Annotated in this window: 16 protein-coding genes and 1 tRNA gene; 7 read left to right on the top strand and 10 right to left on the bottom strand. The window is 68.6% G+C overall.

Going from position 1 to position 19,800, the window contains the following annotated elements; all coding sequences use genetic code 11:
• Window positions 1–21: 21 nt before the first annotated feature.
• The 8 genes from hpf to G472_RS0125620 form a co-directional block, all read right to left on the bottom strand.
• Window positions 22–627, bottom strand: a complete 606-nt coding sequence (gene hpf, locus G472_RS0125655; RefSeq protein WP_029010663.1) for a ribosome hibernation-promoting factor, HPF/YfiA family — start codon at window positions 625–627, stop codon at window positions 22–24.
• A gap of 122 nt (window positions 628–749) precedes the next feature.
• Entirely contained in the window at window positions 750–2,315 is a 1,566-nt protein-coding gene (rpoN, locus tag G472_RS0125650; RefSeq protein ID WP_029010662.1) for an RNA polymerase factor sigma-54, read from the bottom strand.
• A gap of 26 nt (window positions 2,316–2,341) precedes the next feature.
• A complete protein-coding gene (lptB, locus tag G472_RS0125645; RefSeq protein WP_029010661.1) occupies window positions 2,342–3,142 on the bottom strand; it encodes an LPS export ABC transporter ATP-binding protein in 801 nt (266 codons plus the stop codon).
• Between the two features lie 20 nt (window positions 3,143–3,162).
• The gene (locus tag G472_RS0125640) at window positions 3,163–4,032 is read right to left on the bottom strand and encodes an LptA/OstA family protein (protein WP_245593581.1); all 870 of its coding nucleotides are present in this window, start codon (window positions 4,030–4,032) and stop codon (window positions 3,163–3,165) included.
• A complete protein-coding gene (gene lptC / locus G472_RS0125635; protein ID WP_084536907.1) occupies window positions 4,029–4,685 on the bottom strand; it encodes an LPS export ABC transporter periplasmic protein LptC in 657 nt (218 codons plus the stop codon). The genes G472_RS0125640 and lptC overlap by 4 nt, the downstream gene beginning before the upstream one ends.
• Window positions 4,686–4,706: 21 nt before the next feature.
• Window positions 4,707–5,633: a KpsF/GutQ family sugar-phosphate isomerase gene (locus tag G472_RS0125630; RefSeq protein ID WP_051341396.1), complete on the bottom strand. Its 927-nt coding sequence runs from the start codon at window positions 5,631–5,633 to the stop codon at window positions 4,707–4,709.
• A 231-nt stretch (window positions 5,634–5,864) separates the two neighbouring features.
• A complete protein-coding gene (locus G472_RS0125625; protein ID WP_029010657.1) occupies window positions 5,865–6,491 on the bottom strand; it encodes a ribonuclease D in 627 nt (208 codons plus the stop codon).
• A 119-nt stretch (window positions 6,492–6,610) separates the two neighbouring features.
• Window positions 6,611–6,697 (bottom strand) — tRNA-Leu (locus tag G472_RS0125620).
• A 229-nt stretch (window positions 6,698–6,926) separates the two neighbouring features.
• On the opposite strand from G472_RS0125620, the gene G472_RS35655 reads away from it, so the two are divergent.
• Entirely contained in the window at window positions 6,927–7,913 is a 987-nt protein-coding gene (locus tag G472_RS35655) for a complex I NDUFA9 subunit family protein (RefSeq protein ID WP_051341298.1), read from the top strand.
• A gap of 433 nt (window positions 7,914–8,346) precedes the next feature.
• On the opposite strand, the gene G472_RS0125605 is transcribed toward G472_RS35655, so the two are convergent.
• Window positions 8,347–9,147 carry an undecaprenyl-diphosphate phosphatase gene (locus G472_RS0125605; protein WP_029010656.1) on the bottom strand — a complete coding sequence of 267 codons (801 nt, stop codon included), beginning with the start codon at window positions 9,145–9,147 and terminating at the stop codon, window positions 8,347–8,349.
• 367 nt (window positions 9,148–9,514) lie between these two features.
• On the opposite strand from G472_RS0125605, the gene G472_RS0125600 reads away from it, so the two are divergent.
• The 5 genes from G472_RS0125600 (at window position 9,515) to G472_RS0125585 (ending at window position 17,586) form a co-directional block, all read left to right on the top strand.
• Window positions 9,515–10,969, top strand: coding sequence for an NAD(P)-dependent oxidoreductase (locus G472_RS0125600; protein WP_029010655.1), 1,455 nt, complete (start codon window positions 9,515–9,517; stop codon window positions 10,967–10,969).
• A 12-nt stretch (window positions 10,970–10,981) separates the two neighbouring features.
• Window positions 10,982–11,680 carry a hypothetical protein gene (locus G472_RS39185; RefSeq protein ID WP_156927257.1) on the top strand — a complete coding sequence of 233 codons (699 nt, stop codon included), beginning with the start codon at window positions 10,982–10,984 and terminating at the stop codon, window positions 11,678–11,680.
• A gap of 66 nt (window positions 11,681–11,746) precedes the next feature.
• A complete protein-coding gene (locus G472_RS35650; protein ID WP_035693725.1) occupies window positions 11,747–12,028 on the top strand; it encodes a DUF2442 domain-containing protein in 282 nt (93 codons plus the stop codon).
• Between the two features lie 167 nt (window positions 12,029–12,195).
• Entirely contained in the window at window positions 12,196–16,743 is a 4,548-nt protein-coding gene (gltB, locus tag G472_RS0125590; protein ID WP_029010654.1) for a glutamate synthase large subunit, read from the top strand.
• A gap of 174 nt (window positions 16,744–16,917) precedes the next feature.
• A complete protein-coding gene (locus tag G472_RS0125585) occupies window positions 16,918–17,586 on the top strand; it encodes a glutathione S-transferase family protein (RefSeq protein WP_029010653.1) in 669 nt (222 codons plus the stop codon).
• Here G472_RS0125585 and G472_RS0125580 read toward each other — a convergent pair.
• Complete coding sequence (locus tag G472_RS0125580; protein WP_029010652.1) at window positions 17,583–18,215, bottom strand: glutathione S-transferase family protein; 633 nt, start codon at window positions 18,213–18,215, stop codon at window positions 17,583–17,585. The genes G472_RS0125585 and G472_RS0125580 overlap by 4 nt on opposite strands.
• Window positions 18,216–18,373: 158 nt before the next feature.
• Here G472_RS0125580 and G472_RS0125575 point away from each other — a divergent pair, with 158 nt between their 5' ends.
• Window positions 18,374–19,744 (top strand): aspartate aminotransferase family protein, encoded by a 1,371-nt coding sequence (locus tag G472_RS0125575; RefSeq protein WP_029010651.1) that lies wholly within the window; start codon window positions 18,374–18,376, stop codon window positions 19,742–19,744.
• Window positions 19,745–19,800 lie beyond the last annotated feature (56 nt).

The following is a 19,800-nucleotide window of genomic DNA, read 5'->3' as shown; positions in this document are numbered from 1 at the left end:
TTTGCAAACACCGACCGGGGCTCACGCCCCGGCCGTCGCCGTACCCTGAGGGTCCACCCAGCCGATGTTGCCATCGGACCGCCGGTACACCAGGTTCAGCCCGCCGTGTGCGCGGTTGCGGAACATCAGCGCGGGCCGTTCCGCCAGCTCCATGCGCATCACCGCCTCGCTGACCGTCAGGGTCTCGACGGAGGTCTGCATCTCGGCCACGACGATGGGATGGTGGGCATCGTCGGCGCCCGCAGCCTCCTCGCCATCCACATGGTGTTCTTCGCGCTCCGCTTCCAGGATCTGATAGCGCGCCGGCAGGGCTTCGGCGGTATCCCCGACCGGATGATGGCCCCGCAGCCGGCTCTTGTAGCGGCGCAGGCGCTTGGCGATCTTGTCGCAGGCGGTGTCGAAGGCCGGGTAGGGCTCCGTCGCTTCCGAGGCGCTCTGCAGGACGATGCCGCGGCCGATGTGGACCTGGATGTCCGCCTTGAAGAGATGGGCCTCGCGCGAGAAGACGACGTCGGCTTCCATCGGGTTGGTGAAGTACTTGCCGACGGTGGAATTCAGGCTGTCGGCGACGTGGGTGCGCAGGGCATCGCCGACGTCAAGCTGCTTGCCTTTGACGGTGAGTTGCATTGTGTGAGGATTCCGAAATTGGCCCGCGTAAAGATCAGGTGCGTAAGGCGCCGCCACGTGCGGACGAGCACCATAGTGGTGGTGGACGGGACTGTCAACGACACCCGGCCGGAGCCACCGGACTACATGCGTGACATCTTGGCACGGCGGCGCTGCACCGACGAGGGGATGCGCATCGCCTCACGATACTTCGCCACCGTGCGCCGCGCAATGTCGATCCCCTCCTTTTGGAGAATCTCAACGATCTTATCGTCGGACAGCACGTCGGTCGGCGGTTCGGCGTCGATCATCTGCTTGATACGGTGGCGCACCGCCTCGGCCGAATGGGACGCCTGCCCGTCGGACCCGGCGATGGCGGAGGTGAAGAAGTACTTCAGTTCGAACACGCCGCGCGGCGTGTTCATGAACTTGTTCGTGGTCACCCGGCTGACGGTGCTTTCGTGCATGCCGATCGCCTCGGCGATGTCGCGCAGGATCAGCGGCCGCAGGTGCGACACGCCGTGGATGAAGAAGGCGTCCTGCTGGCGCACGATCTCGGCCGCGACCTTGAGGATCGTGGTGGCGCGCTGGTGCAGCGACTTGACCAGCCAGTTGGCGGAATGGAACCGCTCGGCCAGGTATTCCTTTTCCGCCTTGTTGCGCACCTCGCCGGACACCCGGGCGAAATAGCGCTGGTTGACCAGCACCCGCGGCAGCGTGTCGGGGTTCAGGTCGATCAGCCAGCCGCCGCCGGGGCTGGCGCGCATCAGGATGTCGGGGGTGACGAGCTGCGCCGGGGTGTGGTCGAAGGCCAGCGCCGGCTTGGGGTTGAGCGTGCGGATCTCCGCCACCATGTCGGCGATGTCCTCGGCGTCGACGCCGCACACCTTCATCAGCCCCGGCAGGTTGCGGGCCGCCAGAAGCTCCAGGTTGTCCAGCAGGGCCTGCATCGCCGGGTCCAGCCGGTTGCGTTCGCGCAACTGGATCGCCAGGCATTCTTTCAGCGACCGGGCGAACACACCGGCGGGGTCGAAGCGCTGCATGGCCGCCAGCACGCGCTCCACATGGGCCAATTCGGTGCCGAGCTGGTCGGCCAGCGCCGCCAGGTCGGCGGTGATGTAGCCGGCCTCGTCCACCAGGTCGATGAGCGCCAGGCCGATCAGCCGGTCGGCGGGGTCGGTCAGGTCGATGTTGAGCTGTTCGGTCAGGTGGTCGCGCAGGCTCTTGTCGCCCGACAGGGTGGCCTCGAGATTGGCCTCCCCGTCCTCGAAGCCGCGCCCGCCGCGCTCGTTCCACGATCCGTAGACGTCGCCCGCCCCGTCGCCGCCGTCGGAAAAGCGGTCGTCGCCGTAGACGTTCTCGAAATCGGTGTCGAGGGGCGCGTCGGCGGCGGAGCCCATGGTGTCGGAGGAGGTCAGCTCCACCGTGTCGCGGGTGCGCCCATCGGCGGCAGGCGGCGGCGCTGCGTCCGGCCCCTCGCCGCCACCGTCACCGGCCGTGCCGCGCTCGTTGCCGGCCTCGCCGCCGCCGCCATGCTCGCCGTGCTCACCCTCGTCGCGTTCCAGCAGGGGGTTCTGTTCGATCTCGCGGTCGACGAAATCGGACAGTTCCAGGTTCGACAGTTGCAGCAGCTTGATCGCCTGCTGCAACTGCGGCGTCATCACCAGGGTCTGGGCTTGCCGGAGATCGAGACGTTGCGTGAGCGCCATGAGCCTGCGGTGGTGTGCTGGAGGGTCTAAAGACTGAAGCGGTCCCCCAGGTAAACCCGGCGCACATCCTCGTGCGCCACGATCTCCTGCGGGTCGCCCTCCATTAGTACCACACCATCGTGCAAAATGTATGCCCGATCGACGAGGTCCAACGTTTCTCTCACGTTGTGATCGGTGATCAGCACCCCGATGCCGCGGTCGCGCAGGTGGCCGACCAGCTCGCGGATGTCGCTGACGGCGATGGGGTCGATGCCGGCCAGCGGCTCGTCCAGCAGGATGAAGTGGGGCTGCGAGGCCAGCGCGCGGGCGATCTCCACGCGCCGCCGCTCGCCGCCCGAAAGGGCCAGCGCCGGGGCGCGGCGCAGGTGGGTGATGGAGAATTCGGCCAGCAGCTCGTCCAGCATCGCCTCGCGGGCGTCGCGGTCGGTCTCCACCACCTCCAGCACGGCGCGGATGTTGTTCTCCACCGTCATGCCGCGGAAGATCGAGGATTCCTGCGGCAGGTAGCCGATGCCCAGGCGCGCGCGCCGGTACATGGGCAGGCCGGTGATGTCCTGCCCGTCCAGCAGGATGGACCCCACGTCGGCGGTGATCAGGCCGGTGATCATGTAGAAGCAGGTGGTCTTGCCCGCACCGTTGGGGCCCAGCAGCCCCACCGCCTCGCCGCGCCGGACGCTGACCGAGACGTCGCGCACCACCGGTCGCCGCTTGAACGACTTGCCCAGGTTGAGCGCCACCAGCCCTTCGGCCGGCGGGGTCCGCTCCTCCGGGACACCGCTGTCCCTGTCGGCGGGCGCGGCCGCCCGCGGATCGAGATCGATGGCCATGGGCGGCGGTGCGGTCCGTCTCACCGCGCCGTCCCCGAACCGGCCGGCGCGCCGGTCGGTTCGGAGCCGGGGATGAGCAGGCCCCTGACGCGCCCGGCGCCCTCGCGCCCGGAGATGACCCGGTTGATGCGGGTCCGCATGTTCATCTCGGCGGCCTCGCCGTTCAACTGGTTGTCGCCGCGGGTGAGCCGCACGTTGCCCAGCAGCACCGCCACCTCGTCGGCGGCGGAATAGATCAGCTTCTCCGACCGCGCCACGTCGGTCGGGGTGGTGATGACGACGCTGCCCGACCCGTCGATGCGGTTCAGGCGCGTGGCGCCGTCGGCACCGCCGACCAGCAGGCCAACCAGCACGTCGGCCCGCATGCGGTCGTCGCCGCGCACCGCCACGGCGTTGCCGCGCGCCACCGCCAGGCCGCGGTCCTCGTAATACTCCAGGCTGTCCTCGGCGGTGACGAGGTGATCGGACGTCACCAGGCGCAGGTTGCCGCCGGTGACCACCAGAACGCGGCGGTCGGCGTCGTAGATGGCCTGGCCGCCGAGCACCTGTCGACCCGGCCCGACGATCCGCACGTTGCCGTTGGCGACGAGCTGGAAGACCTCGTTCCCCTTCCCCGGAATCTCGCGGTAGTAGGCGGTCAGCACGTCGCCGTGCACCGTCGTGCCGCCCCGCTCGGCCGAGGCGCGGCCGCGGGCCACGTAGGCCTTGCGGTCCTGGTGCCATTCGATGGCCTGGTCGGCGTCGATGGCCACCGGCAGGCCGTCGGCCCCGTCGGGCACGAGCTGCGCCGCGGCCGGCCCGGCGGCCAGCCCCCACAGGCCGAACGCCAGCGCCACCGCGACCGCGGGTGCGGCCGACCGCACCGGCCGGCGGGAATTGGTCAGGGTCACCGCTTTCCTCCGCCCGACTCGGCCGACTGGACGCTGGCCTTGGACTGGTTGATGAAGACCACGTTCTTGCCGCGGTCGGTCATGCGGAAGCCTTCCGCCAGGATGACCCCCTGCGGCCCCTGGCCGGCGACCGAGACGTCGCCCCAGGCCGTGCCGGCTTTGACGTCGGCGAAGGCTTCGTCGGTGGTGAACTCGTTGCCATCGTCGCGCATCACCCGCACGGCGCCGCGCATCTTCAGGATGCCGGTGTGCTGATCGTACCAGCCGCGGTCGGAGCGCAGGGTCACCCAGGTGCCGTCCAGCTCGGTCATCTCCGCCTCGGGCTGGTCGAGCACGACCACGTCGGGCTCCAGCTCCGACCGCTCGGCCCGGTCGGCGATCACCGAGAAGGGCTGGTTCTTCTCGTCGGCGCTGAAATAGCGCGGCCGGATCATCTCCAGCTGCCCGTTGTCGGCGTCGATGCGGGGCTGCGGCGGCTCGGTCAGCGACGGCCAGGCGGCGATCAGCGCCAGCATCATCAGCGCCAGCGCCGGCAGCGCCACCTTCAGCAGGGCGACCAGCCGGCTGCGGGCGTGGCTGGCCGGGCGCGTGGCGCGCCGCCGGTGCACGTCGGTGTTGGGGTGCGCGTTGGCGTTGGACTGCTGCCGGGCCATGCTCGACCTCCCGTTTCCGCCTCAGACCACGCCGGCGCGCAGGCAGTCGTGAATGTGCACCACGCCGACCGGACGGCCGGAGGGGCTCTCGACGTCCAGCACGAACAGCGTGGTGATCTGCCGATCGCTCATCACACGCACCGCCTCGGCGGCCAGGGCCTTGGGGCGGATGGTCTTGGGACTCTCCGACATGATGTCGCCGGCACGCTGTGACAACAGGGCCGGCTCCAGATGGCGGCGCAGGTCGCCGTCGGTGATGATCCCCACCAGCCGGCCGGCGGCGTCGGTGATGCCGACGCAGCCCAGCCGCTTGCGCGTCATCTCCAGGATGACCTCGGACAACGGCGTCTCGGTGGTGCACAGGGGCACGTCGGCACCCTTGTGCATCAGGTCCTGCACCGTCAGCAGCGCCCGCCCGAGCTGGCCGCCGGGGTGGAGCTGGTGGAAATCCGACGCCGAGAAGCCGCGCCGCTCCAGCAGCGCGATGGCGATGGCGTCGCCCAGCGCCAGCATCATGGTAGTGGAGGTGGTGGGGGCAAGCCCCAGCGGGCACGCCTCCGGGGCCGAGGGCAGCACCAGCGCCACGTCCGCCTGCTCCGCCAGCGACGAGCCGGGGCGCCGCGTCACCCCGATCAGGGGGATGGCGAAGCGGCGGGTGTAGGCGATGATGTCGCTGAGTTCGTGCGTCTCGCCCGAGTTGGACAGGGCGATCACCGCGTCGGTGCGGGCGATCATGCCGAGGTCGCCGTGGCTGGCTTCGCCGGGGTGGACGAACAGGGCGGGCGTGCCGGTGGAGGCCAGGGTCGCCGCGATCTTGCGCGCCACGTGGCCGCTCTTGCCCATGCCGGTGACGACGATGCGGCCGGCGATGCCGGCCAGCCGGTCGAGTGCGGCGACGAAGGTGCCGTCCAGCCCCTCGGCCAGGGTGATCAGCGCCTCGGCCTCCATGCGCAGCACGCGGGTGGCGCTGAGGCGGTCGCGATCGGGGGCGGCGGGTGCCGCCGGGGCGGTGAGCGCGTCCTCGGGCTCAGCGGCGGGGCGGCGGTCGATCAGGCTGGTCAAGGCTGCATCCCGTGCCGTTCGTATGTGTCGCCGCACCCGGCGTGCGGATGCGGATCGCCGGGCGGCAGTATGCCGACCGGAGGGGCGCCGGTCAAACCGTGCCCGGTGCCCGATGGATCAGTGCGCCAGTATGTCCGGCTCGTCCCAGCCGCCGAGGTCGAGGGCGGCGCGCGCCGGCAGGAAGCGGAAGCAGGCGTCGGCCAGCTCCGTGCGCTCCTCGCGCGCCAGCAGCGCGTCGAGCTTCGCCCGCAGGTCGTGCAGGTGCAGCACGTCGGACGCGGCGTAGCGCATCTGGTCCGGCGTCAGGTCCGCCGCACCCCAGTCGGACGACTGCTGCTGCTTGGACAGCTCCACCCCCAGCAGGTCCTTGCACAGGTCCTTCAGCCCGTGCTTGTCGGTGAAGGTGCGCACCAGCTTGGCGGCGACCTTGGTGCAATAGACCGGCTGGCAGGTGACGCCGAGGAAGGCCCGCATCACCGCCAGGTCGAAGCGGGCGAAGTGGAACAGCTTCACCACGCCGGGATCGGTCAGCAGGCGCGTCAGGTTGGGGGCGTCGTAGACGCCGCGGCGGAACTGCACCAGATGGACGGTGCCGTCGCCGGCGCTGAGCTGCACCAGGCAGAGCCGGTCGCGCGCCGGGTTCAGGCCCATGGTTTCGGTGTCGATGGCCACGGCGCCGTCGCGCGCGCCGGCCGTGAGATCCAGCCCGTCGGGCAGGTCGCCCTCGTGCAACTCGATGGGCATCGCCGCCCTCCCCGCATCAACACGGGCCCCGGCCGCAAGCCCCGGAAACGACGAACGCCGCGGTGCACTTCCCTCCCCATCGGGAGGGCCTAGCACGCGGCGCGGCCGGATAGAAGAGATGGTGCCCAGGAGAAGACTCGAACTTCCACGACATTTCTGCCACAGGTACCTGAAACCTGCGCGTCTACCAATTCCGCCACCTGGGCTCTCGGTGGGCCGCTTATGTATCGCCGCCGGGGGTGGCTGTCAACGCCCTTTTTTGCACCGTCGCATTTTCCCGCGCCGGGTTCGTGCCGGCGGTTTCCGGGTGGCGGAAATCGCCGCACCACCGCGCCGCGGGCTGGCCCCGGCGGATGGCTTTGGCTATAAGCAGCCACCGGCCGGCGGCGACGGCGGTTCACGGTTTCTGGTCTGGATCGGCACGGGAGAAGGTCGATGTCCTATCGCAACAAGATCGTCACGGTGTTCGGTGGCTCGGGGTTCATCGGCCGGCACCTGATCCGCCGCCTGGCGCGCACCGGCGCCGTCATCCGCGTGGCCGTCCGCCGGCCCGCCGGCGCCAACTTCCTGAAGACGGCGGGCGCGGTCGGCCAGATCGTTCCCATCGCCTGCGACATCCGCAAGGACGAGTCGGTGGCGCTGGCGCTGAAGGGCGCCGACCTTGTGGTCAACCTGACCGGCACGCTGTACGAGCGCGAGCCCTGGACCTTCCGCACCGTCCACGTCGACGGCCCGGCCCGCATCGCCCGCCTGGCCAAGGCGGCGGGCGTGCAGCGGCTGGTGCACATCTCGGCCATCGGCGCCGACGCCAGGGGGGCGGCCGGCTACGCCCGCTCCAAGGCGGCCGGCGAGGCGGCGGTGCTGGAGGCGTTCCCCGAGGCGACGATCCTGCGCCCCTCCATCGTCTTCGGCCCCGAGGACCAGTTCTTCAACCGCTTCGCCGCCATGGCGCAGGTGTCGCCGGTGCTGCCGCTGATCGGCGGCGGCAAGACGCGCTTCCAGCCGGTCTATGTGGGCGACGTGGCCGATGCCATCGTCGGCGCGCTGACGGCCGACGACGCCGCAGGCCGCACCTACGAGCTGGGCGGGCCGGGCGTCTACACCTTCCGCCAGCTCATGGAGCGCATGCTGGGCGAGATCCGCCGCAAGCGGCTGCTGGTGCCGGTGCCGTGGGGTGCCGCCGGGACGCTGGGCGGCATCCTGGAGAAGGTGCCGCTGGGGGCGCCGCTGCTGACCCGCGATCAGGTGGAGATGCTGCGGCACGACAACGTCGTCGCCGCCGACGCGCCGGGGCTGAAGGAACTGGGCGTGACGCCGACGGCGCTGGAGGTGATCCTGCCCACCTACCTGTTCCGCTTCATCGTCGGCGGCCGCTCGCCTATGTCCAACCCGGTCGAACTGCGCCAGCGGTACCCGGAGTGAGGCAGCGCCAGGGCGTCCGATCGCGCGGGCGCCCCGCGGCCTTCCTCATCCCGCCGGCCGGTCGCTGCGCCACCACACCCGGGGCACCGCCGACGGTGCCGTGACCTGCCGCCCGCCGGAACGCGGCGCGCCGGTCGAGCCGGTGGCGGTGATCGAGATCCTCTTGCCGTCCAACCGGGGCGAGACGCTGGCGAAGCTGCCCTTCTACGGCGCCTTCGAGTCGGTGTGCGAGATTGTCCCGGTGGAGAGCGAGGCCGCGGCGATCCGCGGCCGCGGTGCTCGGCGCCGGCGACACGCTCACTCTGGACGCGGTGAGCGTCACGTTGGCCGTCACGGACATCTACCGCAACGTGCCGCTGTGACGCCTCCCGGCATCATACCGTCGGCATCGGACTGATGCCGACCAACGGAACGGATCTTTTTTCCGGCCGTGTCAGAGATACAGGAACGCCAGCATCAGCGAGCCCAGCGCGATGCGGTACCAGCCGAAGGGCGCAAAGCCGTAGCGGCCGACGAAGTCCACCAGCGTGCGCACCACCACCGCGGCGGCCAGGAAGGCGGTGACGAAGCCGACGCCGATCAGCAGGGCGTCGTCGGTGTTCAGATGCTCCCAGTTCTTGTAGAGATCCAGCACGGTGGCCCCCAGCATGGTGGGGATCGCCAGGAAGAACGAGAACTCCGCGGCGGTGCGGCGGTCCACGCCCATCAGCAGGGCACCCAGGATGGTGGCGCCGGAGCGCGACACGCCGGGGATCATGGCGATGCTCTGGAACAGGCCGATCTTCAGGGCCAGGCTTGCCGGGAACCGCTCGATCTCGTGATAGCGGGGGTGCGACAGGAAGCGCTCGATCACCAGGATGGCGATTCCGCCGAGAATGAGGGCGACGCACACCACGGTGGGGTGGAACAGCACGGCCTTGATGAAGCCGTGCAGCAGCACGCCCAGCACCGCCGCGGGCAGGAAGCCCAGCAGGATGGCGAGGACGAACCGCCAGGCCCGCGGGTCGCCGCCGCCGAGGCCCATGGTGACCCGCCACAGCCGGCCGAAGTAGATGAGGCACACGGCGAGGATCGCGCCGAGCTGGATCGCCACCTCGAAGACCCTGCCGGGCGGGCCGGCGAAGCCGAGGATCTCGATCACCAGGATCAGGTGCCCGGTGGAGGAGACGGGGATGAACTCGGTCAATCCCTCGACGATCCCGAGAAGGGCGGCTTGCAGGAGCTGTTCTGCCATGGCGTCTTTGCTGGAGAGTGGCGGGGATGCGGCGGGACGGGGGGCTTATAGCAGCGCACTATCGATTTGGCGACGGGCCATGGGGGATGCCACCGAAGAGCGCGATAGGTCCGGTTTGGGACTAAATTTTTCGCAATGCGGCGGCAATCGGTCGCGGGTGCCGCCGGGTGTTGAGACCCATTGTCACGGTTCGGTCAGTCATTGTGACCTATCGGCATTTTTTTGCTCGCAAGCCTCCCGGCGTTGCGTTATATGACACGGCGTGGCCGTGCCCCGGTGCGGCCTTTCCCTGACCCTGCGGCGGCGGCACCGGCCGCGCCCGCATGCAGACCCGCCCGGTGCGGGCCACGACCGAGGAGTTGGCGAGATGGCGCAAAAGCAGAAGATGCTGGGCTTCGTGCACACCACGCAGCGCATGCCCGACAAGCGCACCGCCGACGAGCGCCGCCGGGACTTCCGCGAGATTTACGCCCGCTTCACCGACGAGCGCGCGACCGAACAGGCAAACCGCTGCTCCCAGTGCGGCGTTCCCTTCTGTCAGGTCCACTGCCCGGTGCAGAACAACATCCCCGACTGGCTGAAGCTGACCGCCGAGGACCGGCTGGAGGAGGCGTACGAGGTCTCCCAGGCCACCAACAATTTTCCCGAGATCTGCGGCCGCATCTGCCCCCAGGACCGCCTGTGCGAGGGCAACTGCGTGATCGAGCAGTCGACCCACGGCGCCGTCACCATCGGCTCGGTGGAGCGCTACATCACCGACACCGCCTGGGAAAAGGGCTGGGTGAAGCCGCGCACCCCGGTGCGGGAGCTGGGGGCGTCCGTCGGCGTCATCGGTGCCGGCCCGGGCGGCCTGGCCGCCGCCGAGGAGCTGCGCGCCAAGGGCTACGAGGTGCATGTCTACGACCGCTACGACCGCGTCGGCGGCCTGCTGGTCTACGGCATCCCCGGTTTCAAGCTGGAGAAGGACGTGGTCGCCCGCCGCCACCGGCTGCTGGCCGACGCCGGCGTGGTCTTCCACTGCAATTTCGAGGTGGGCCGCGACGCCTCGCTGGCCGAGCTGCGCCGCCGCCACGCCGCCGTGCTGATCGCCACCGGCGTCTACAAGGCGCGCGACATGGAGGCGCCGGGCGCCGACCTCGGCAACATCGTGCCGGCGCTCTCGTACCTCACCGCGTCGAACCGCGTCGACCTGGGCGACGACGTGCCGGAGTTCACGGACGGCTCGCTGAACGCCGCGGGCAAGAGCGTGGTCGTGGTCGGCGGCGGCGACACCGCCATGGACTGCGTGCGCACCGCCGTGCGCCAGGGCGCCACCTCGGTGAAGTGCCTCTACCGCCGCGACCGCAAGAACATGCCGGGCTCGCAGCGCGAGGTGGCGCACGCCGAGGAGGAGGGCGTGGAGTTCGTCTGGCAGGCGGCACCCGAGGCGTTCCTCGGCCAGGGCACGGTGAAGGCGGTGCGCGCCGTGCGCATCCACCTGGGCGTGGCCGACGCCACCGGCCGCCAGACCCCGCAGGTGATGGAGGGGTCCGGGTTCGAGATCCCCGCCGACCTGGTGATCAAGGCGCTGGGCTTCGAGCCCGAGGACCTGCCCGGCCTGTTCGGCGAGCCGGACCTGAAGGTGACCCGCTGGGGCACCGTCACCACCGACCCGCGCACCCGCATGACCAGCGTCGACGGCGTGTTCGCCGCCGGCGACATCGTCCGCGGCGCCAGCCTGGTGGTGTGGGCCATCCGCGACGGCCGCGACGCGGCGGAGTCCATGCACCGCTACATCAAGGCGAAGACCGCCGCCGGCATCCTGGCGGTGGCGGCGGAGTAGGGAGTATAACGCGTGAGCCGGAAACCTAGACCATGGGAACGGATATCTATCCGAACTAAGGAGGAGGTTGAACCGGCTCTTGCGAGCATTGGTCTTACTGTCCCGTCACGAAAAAAAGGGACGAGGAAGCAATGGCAAAAAGAAGACTGGTGCTTGCGTCGATATATCTTAACACTGGCAAGCGGCAATCTTCTGGATTACCCAATCGAAATTATGGCATCTGAGTCTCCGGACTATTTGCTTATGTTTCCGAATCGCTTGCCGACAGAAGCAAGCATTCAGGGTATTGAGGTTACCGAAGCAACAACGAACGCTTATCAGAAATGGCTAAACGATGTAGACAATGACGTAATAATCCCGCTTCCAAATGGATTGCTTCCCGACTGTCCGGAGAAGCACAATGTCGGATCATACATAAACAAGTTATGGGTTGAAGCAGTCAACAAAGCAGCGATTCGTAAGTTTAGCAAACTTGCAAGCGGCGAATTTGATAGAGTTTCAGCCTGTGATATTCTGATTTACGACAACATGGCTAGTAGACCCCTTGGTGATTGGGGGTGGAGTGAAGTTTTAAGGATGCTTAAGGGGCTCGATGTTCAAGAGAACAAAAACTCATGCAGGTGTGGAAGCGTAAATGTGATTTCAGGTGACTTACTGTTGTGCGATATTTTTGGAGATATCAGAATGATGCGATTGATGGGTGTTGATTAACTTGATAGGGTTGCCGCGTGGTTTGAAGAGAGTGGTGGACAGGATTCTGGAGTTCTGCTGTTAACAATGTACGGAATCGCCGACGCAACGCCGCATCGCGACTTCACCGTCACCATCCGATGGAAGCACGGTGCGGTGACGACGGTCGACTTCAAGCCGACCATCGCCAAGGGCGGGGTCTTCACGCCCATGGCGGATCCGGCGTTCTTTGAAAGCAGGATGTACGTTGCCGAAGACGGCTACTATCTCGGCTGGCCCGAGGAGATCGACTTCAGTGCCGACAGCCTGTGGTACCGCACGCATCCGGATGACCTGAAGCGCGACTATCCGGACGCCGCGGCGGAGTGATACGGCCGGAACATGATCACGTGCATCATTTTCCGGCCGTGACACCCGACCGATCAATGCCATGGCATTGATCGGTATGACTGGGACCCGGGGGCCTGTGGCCTCCGGCGGGGGTCGGGTGGGCGGTGTTCACCCGGAAACGACATGACCATCGAAAGGGTCGACCGATGACCGAGATGCTGAACCAGGGTGAGCAGTTCGTCGCCGAATACCGCGCCAACGTGGAGCGGCTGACCGCTGCCAACGCCTACGATCCGACGGATGAGCGCGACAACTGCGGCGTCGGCTTCATCGCCGCGATCGATGGCAAACCCCGCCGTTCGGTGGTCGAGAAAGGCATCGAGGCCCTGAAGGCCGTGTGGCACCGCGGTGCCGTCGACGCCGACGGCAAGACCGGCGACGGTGCGGGCATCCATGTGCAGGTGCCGCAGAAGTTCTTCAAGGACCACGTCCGCGTCATCGGCCACACGCCGCCCGACAACAACCTCGCCGTCGGCCAGGTCTTCCTGCCGCGCATCAGCCTGGATGCGCAGGAAGCCTGCCGCTGCATCGTCGAGACCGAGATCCTCAACTTCGGCTACTACATCTATGGCTGGCGCCAAGTGCCGATCAACGTCGACATCATCGGCGAGAAGGCCAACGCCACGCGGCCGGAGATCGAGCAGATCATCGTCGGCAACTCGCGCGGCGTGTCGGACGAGCAGTTCGAGCTGGACCTCTACATCATCCGCCGCCGCATCGAGAAGGCGGTGGCGGCGGAGCAGATCACCGATTTCTACATCTGCACCCTTTCGTCCCGCTCGATCGTCTACAAGGGCATGTTCCTGGCGGAGCAGCTCACCTCCTTCTACCCCGACCTGCTGGACGAGCGGTTCGAGTCGAACTTCGCCCTGTACCACCAGCGCTATTCCACCAACACCTTCCCGACCTGGCCGCTCGCCCAGCCTTTCCGCATGCTCGCCCACAACGGCGAGATCAACACGCTGAAGGGCAACGTCAACTGGATGAAGGCGCACGAGACGCGCATGGAGCATGCGGTCTTCGGCGCCCACGTCGCCGACGTGAAGCCGGTGATCGGCGTCGGCCTGTCGGACAGCGGCGCACTGGACGCCGTGTTCGAGGTGCTGACGCGCGCCGGCAGGCCGGCCCCCATGGTCAAGATGATGCTGGTGCCCGAGGCGCTGACCAAGTCGGTGACCATGCCGGAGAGCCACCGCTCGCTGATCCAGTACTGCAACGCCGTGATGGAGCCGTGGGACGGCCCGGCGGCGCTGGCCATGTACGACGGGCGCTGGGTGGTCGGCGGCATGGACCGCAACGGCCTGCGCCCGATGCGCTACACCATCACCACCGACGGGCTGATCATCGGCGGTTCCGAGACCGGCATGGTCAAGATCGACGAGAGCGCGGTGGTCGAGAAGGGCCGCCTCGGCCCCGGGGCGATGATCGCCATCGACCTGGCGGAGGGGAAGCTCTACCGCGACGACGAGGTCAAGGACCTGCTGGCGGCCCAGAAGCCGTGGGGCGCCTGGGTGCGCAGCACCACGCAGCTCGACACGCTGGTCAAGCAGGCGTCGATCCAGGGTGAGCCGGCCGAGATGGAGAAGGCCGCCCTGCGCCGCGGCCAGATGGCGTTCGGCATCACCATGGAAGACATGGAGCTGATCCTCCACCCCATGGTGGAGGACGCCAAGGAGGCCGTCGGCTCCATGGGCGACGACAGCCCCATCGCCGTGCTGTCGGAGAAGTACCGCGGCCTGCACCACTTCTTCCGCCAGAACTTCAGCCAGGTCACCAACCCGCCCATCGACAGCCTGCGCGAGCGGCGGGTGATGAGCCTGAAGACGCGCCTGGGCAACCTCGGCAACATCCTCGACGAGAGCGAGACGCAGTGCAAACTGCTCCAGCTCGAATCGCCGGTGCTGACGACGGCCGAGTTCCGCGCCATGCGCGCCTACATGGGCGACACCGCGGCGGAGATCGACGCCACCTTCCCGGTGGACGGCGGTCCCGACGCCCTGCGCGACGCGCTGCGGCGCATCCGCCAGGAGGCGGAGGACGCCGTGCGCGGCGGGGCCGAGCACGTCATCCTGACCGACGAGCGCATGGGGCCGGACCGCGCCGCCATCCCGATGATCCTGGGCACCGGCGCGGTGCACACCCATCTGGTGCGCAACAACCTGCGCACCTTCACCTCGCTGAACGTGCGTTCGGCCGAGTGCCTGGACGTGCACTACTTCGCGGTGCTGATCGGCGTCGGTGCCACCACGGTCAACGCCTATCTGGCGCAGGAGGCCATCGCCGACCGCCAGCGCCGCGGCCTGTTCGGCGCCCTGTCGGTCGAGGACGGGGTGCAGCGCTTCAAGAAGGCCATCGACGAGGGCCTGCTGAAGATCATGTCCAAGATGGGCATCTCGATCATCAGCTCCTACCGCGGCGGCTGCAACTTCGAGGCGGTGGGCCTGTCGCGCGCCCTGGTGGCCGAGCATTTCCCGGCCATGGTCAGCCGCATCTCCGGCATCGGCCTGAACGGCATCCAGAAGAAGGTGCTGGAGCAGCACGCCGTAGCCTTCGCCGAGGACGTGGTCGCCCTGCCGGTCGGCGGCTTCTACAAGTTCCGCAAGTCGGGCGACCGCCACGGCTGGGAGGGCGGCATCATGCACACCCTCCAGCAGGCGGTGACCGAGGACAGCTACACCCTGTTCAAGAAGTATTCCGAGCAGGTGCACGGCCGCCCGCCGATGCAGTTGCGCGATCTGCTGGCCTTCCGCTCGCTCAAGAGCGCGGTGCCGATCGACGAGGTCGAGTCGATCACCGCCATCCGCAAGCGCTTCGTGACGCCGGGCATGTCGCTGGGCGCCCTGTCGCCGGAGGCCCACGGCACGCTGAACGTCGCCATGAACCGCATCGGCGCCAAGTCCGACTCGGGCGAGGGCGGCGAGGACCCGGCGCGCTTCCGCCCCGACAAGAACGGCGACAACTGGAACTCCGCCATCAAGCAGGTGGCGTCCGGCCGCTTCGGCGTGACCGCGGAGTACCTGAACCAGTGCCGCGAGCTGGAGATCAAGGTGGCCCAGGGCGCCAAGCCCGGCGAGGGCGGCCAGCTCCCCGGCTTCAAGGTGACGGAGATGATCGCGCGTCTGCGCCATGCGACGCCGGGCGTGACGCTCATCAGCCCGCCGCCGCACCATGACATCTACTCCATCGAGGATCTGGCGCAGCTCATCTACGACCTGAAGCAGATCAACCCGGAAGCCAGGGTCTGCGTGAAGCTGGTGGCGCGCTCCGGCATCGGCACCATCGCCGCCGGCGTGGCCAAGGCCAACGCCGACGTGATCCTGATCTCCGGCGGCTCCGGCGGCACCGGCGCCAGCCCGCAGACCTCGATCAAGTACGCCGGCCTGCCCTGGGAGATGGGCCTGTCCGAGGTGCACCAGGTGCTGACGCTGAACCGTCTGCGCCACCGCGTGCGGCTGCGCACCGACGGCGGCCTGAAGACCGGCCGCGACATCGTCATCGCCGCCATGCTGGGCGCGGAGGAGTACGGCATCGGCACCGCCAGCCTGATCGCCATGGGCTGCATCATGGTGCGCCAGTGCCACTCCAACACCTGCCCGGTCGGCGTCTGCGTGCAGGACCCCAAGCTGCGCGAGAAGTTCACCGGCACGCCGGAGCAGGTGGTCAACCTCATCTCCTTCCTGGCGGAGGAGGTGCGCGAGATCCTGGCCCAGCTCGGCGTGCGCTCGCTGAACGAGGTGATCGGCCGCACCGACCTGTTGCACCAGGTCAGCCGCGGCGCCGAGCACCTGGACGACCTGGACCTCAACCCGCTGCTGGCCCAGGTGGACCCCGGCGAGAACGCGCGCTACTGCACCATGCAGGGCCGCAACGAGGTGCCGGACACGCTGGACGCCCGCGTCGTCGCCGACGCCCGGCCGCTGTTCGAGGAGGGCGAGAAGATGCAGCTCTCCTACACCATCCGGAACACGCACCGGGCCATCGGCACGCGCCTGTCGTCGATGATCACGCGCAAGTACGGCATGTTCGGCCTGCAGCCCGGCCACATCACCGTGCGCCTGCGCGGCACGGCCGGCCAGTCGCTGGGCGCCTTCGCCGTCCAGGGCATCAAGCTGGAGGTGTTCGGCGACGCCAACGACTATGTGGGCAAGGGCCTGTCGGGCGGCACCATCGTGGTGCGGCCGACCACCTCGTCGCCGCTGAAGACCAACGAGAACACCATCATCGGCAACACGGTGCTGTACGGCGCCACCGCCGGCAAACTGTTCGCCGCCGGCCAGGCGGGCGAGCGGTTCGCGGTGCGCAACTCCGGCGCGCTGGTGGTGGTGGAGGGCTGCGGCTCCAACGGCTGCGAGTACATGACCGGCGGCACGGCGGTCATCCTGGGGCCGGTCGGCGACAACTTCGCCGCCGGCATGACCGGCGGCATGGCCTTCGTCTATGACGAGGAGGACGCCTTCGCCCGCCGCGTCAACGACGAGAGCGTGATCTACCAGCGCATCGAGGTGGCCCACTACGAGGACATCGTGAAGCGCCTGATCGAGGAGCACGTGGAGGAGACCCAGAGCCGCTTCGCCGAGCAGCTCCTGAACGATTGGGAGCGGGTGCGCGGCAAGTTCTGGCAGGTCGTTCCGCGGGAGATGCTGACCCGTCTGGAGGTGCCCGTCACCGTGCCCCGGGCCATTCCGGCGGAATAACGGCCGGCACGCCCACAAGGCTCTGCACGACCCGAGCGGCGGTCCGGACCATCCGGGCCGCCGTTTTTTCGTGCGCCCCGTGCGTCGGCCGGACCGCCGGCTCCCCCGGCCAATGGGCAGCCGGCCAATCGGCACATTGTGCGGTCGCGAGCCCATGGGGTAAAGTCGCGCCGCATGCGCACGCTTTACCATTACCCGCTGTCCCCGCTGTCGCGCCTGGCGCGCGTGGTGCTGGCCGAGAAGGGGTTGCCCTTCGAGGCGGTGATCGAGAAGCCGTGGGAACGGCGCGAGGAGCTGCTGGCCCTGACGCCGGCGGCTGAGGTGCCGGTGCTGGTCGAGGACGACGGCACCGTGATCGCCGACGGCTTCGCGCTGCTGGAGTACCTGGAGGAAGCCTACCCCGACCAGCCGCTGATGCCGCCGGAGGTGGCGGCGCGGGCCGAGGTGCGGCGCCTCGTCCACTGGTTCATGCGCAAGTTCGACCGCGAGGTGACCGAGAACCTGGTCGGCGAGAAGCTGATCAAGCGCGTGTCCGCCCAGGGCCAGCCCTTCGCCCCGGCGATCCGCGCCGGGCTGGCCAACATCCACTATCACCTGGACTACATCGCCTTCCTGGCGGAGCGGCGGACGTGGCTGGCCGGGTCCTTCTTCTCCCTGGCCGATCTGGCGGCGGCGGTGGAGCTGAGCTGCGTCGATTACATCGGCGACGTCCCGTGGGACGAGAACGAGGACGCCAAGGACTGGTACGTCCGTCTGAAATGCCGCCCCGGCTTCCGTGCCATCCTCGCCGACACCATCCCCGGCTGCCCCCCGCCGCGCCATTACGCCGATCTGGATTTCTAGAAATACGGCTCCGCCAGCCCCTCGATGCGGAAGACCTCGCGCACCGCCGGGCGGTCCATGACGCGGGCCAGGAACGGGCCGAGGTGCGGCAGGTCGCGCGCCTTGCGCGGCATGTGGCGGGTCCAGCGTGCCAGCATGAAGAGGTAGGCGTCGGCGATGGAGAACCGGTCGCCCACCAGCCATGGCCGGTCGGCCAGGGCGTCGTCGGCGCGGGCGAACTGGTCCGCCAGCCGGTCGACGATCACCGCCTTCAGCCGGTCGGCGTCGTCCGCCGTGACGTAGCGTCCGGGGTAGAAATAGAGCATGGCATCCGCCTGCACCGTGTTGGTCAGGAACGCCATCCACTGGTACAGCCGGGCCCGCTCGGGGTCGCCGACCGGCGGGGCCAGCCCGGCCTCGGGGTGGCGGTCGGCCAGGTGCAGGCAGATGGCCGCCGATTCCCAGACCGCCCGGTCGCCGTCCACCAGCGTCGGCACCCGGCCGTTGGGGTTGAGGCGGCGGTACTCCGGCGAGGCCAGCACGCCCGAGTCGCGGTCGTGCAGGACCAGCTCGTGCGCGGCGCCGATCTCCCGCAGCACGATGTGCGGCGCCATGCCGGCGGTGCTGGGAAGGGTGTGGAGGCGGTACATGGGGCGGTGGTCTCCTTGTCGGACGGCGATCGCAGGCCCGCCCTGCGCGGTTGACACGGTGCAGGCTGTTTGTCCGCGGCGGCGCGGCGGTGTAGCATCGCCCCGGTGGCTATTTTTTTAAACACCCTTTGGGCAGAACAGCGGTCGGGGATGAAACGATGACGGCGATGGGCAACTCCGCGGCGAGCCGCGACAAGGCGTATGTCCTGCACCCCTACACGAACCTGAAGGTGCACGAAACCGCGGGTCCGCTGATCGTGGAGCGGGGCCGGGGCGTGCGCGTGTGGGACGACGCGGGCAAGGAGTACATCGAGGGGCTCGCCAGCCTGTGGTGCGTGTCGCTGGGCTTCGACGAGGAGCGCCTGATCGACGCCGCGGTGCGGCAGATGCGCAAGCTGCCCACCTATCACACCTTCGGGCACAAGTCGCACGACCCCGGCATCGACCTGGCCGAGGCGCTGATCGGCATGTCGCCGGTGCCCATGTCCAAGGTGTTCTTCGCCAATTCGGGGTCGGAGGCGAACGACACGGCGGTCAAGCTGATCTGGTACTACAACAACGCCCTGGACCGGCCGGAGAAGAAGAAGATCATCTCCCGCCGCAAAGCCTATCACGGCGTCACCGTGGCCACCGCCAGCCTGACCGGCCTGCCCAACAACCACCGTGATTTCGACCTGCCGATCGCCCGCATCCTGCACACCGACTGCCCGCACCACTACCGCTTCGCCGAGCCGGGCGAGAGCGAGGAGGATTTCGCCACCCGGCTGGCCGCCAGCCTGGAAGCCCTGATCCTGGCCGAAGGGCCGGAGACGGTGGCCGCCTTCTTCGCCGAGCCGCTGATGGGGGCGGGCGGCGTCATCGTTCCCCCCGCCACCTATTTTCCCAAGATCCAGGCGGTGCTGAAGAAGTATGACGTGCTGCTGGTCGCCGACGAGGTGATCTGCGGCTTCGGGCGCACCGGCAACCTGTGGGGGACGCAGACCTTCGGTATGGAGCCGGACATCCTGACCTGCGCCAAGGCCCTGTCGTCGGGCTACCTGCCGATCTCCGCCGTGATGGTGTCGGAGGCCATCTACCGCGCCTGCGTGGCCGAGAGCGAAAAGATCGGCACCTTCGGCCACGGCTACACCTACTCCGCCCACCCCGTCTCGGCGGCGGTGGCGCTGGAGACCCTGAAGATCTACGAGGAGCGTGACATCGTCGGCCGTGTCCGCGCCGTCACCCCCCGCTTCCAGGAGGGGCTGCGCCGTTTCGCCGACCACCCGCTGGTGGGCGAGGTGCGCGGCGTCGGCCTGATCGGCGCGCTGGAGCTGGTGGCCGACAAGGCGGACAAGACCCCCTTCGACCCGGCCGTCGGCGCCGGCGCCCGGGTCAACGCGCTGAACCAGGAGAACGGACTGATCACCCGCGCCATGGGCGACACCATCGCCTTCTGCCCGCCGCTGATCATCGACGAGGTCGACATCGACGCCATGTTCGAGCGCATGGCGAAGACCCTGGATGCGGCGGTGCCGCTGCTGAAGGGGTGATCGCCTCTCCGGCCCTTCCGCCCTCCCGGCCCTGCGGACGGGAGGGCGCTCTTGAC

The organism is Azospirillum halopraeferens DSM 3675 (genome assembly GCF_000429625.1).
Taxonomy (GTDB): Bacteria; Pseudomonadota; Alphaproteobacteria; order Azospirillales; family Azospirillaceae; genus Azospirillum; species Azospirillum halopraeferens.
The sequence above is the reverse complement of the archived record's forward strand: the minus strand, read 5'-3'. Positions and strand labels throughout refer to the sequence as shown.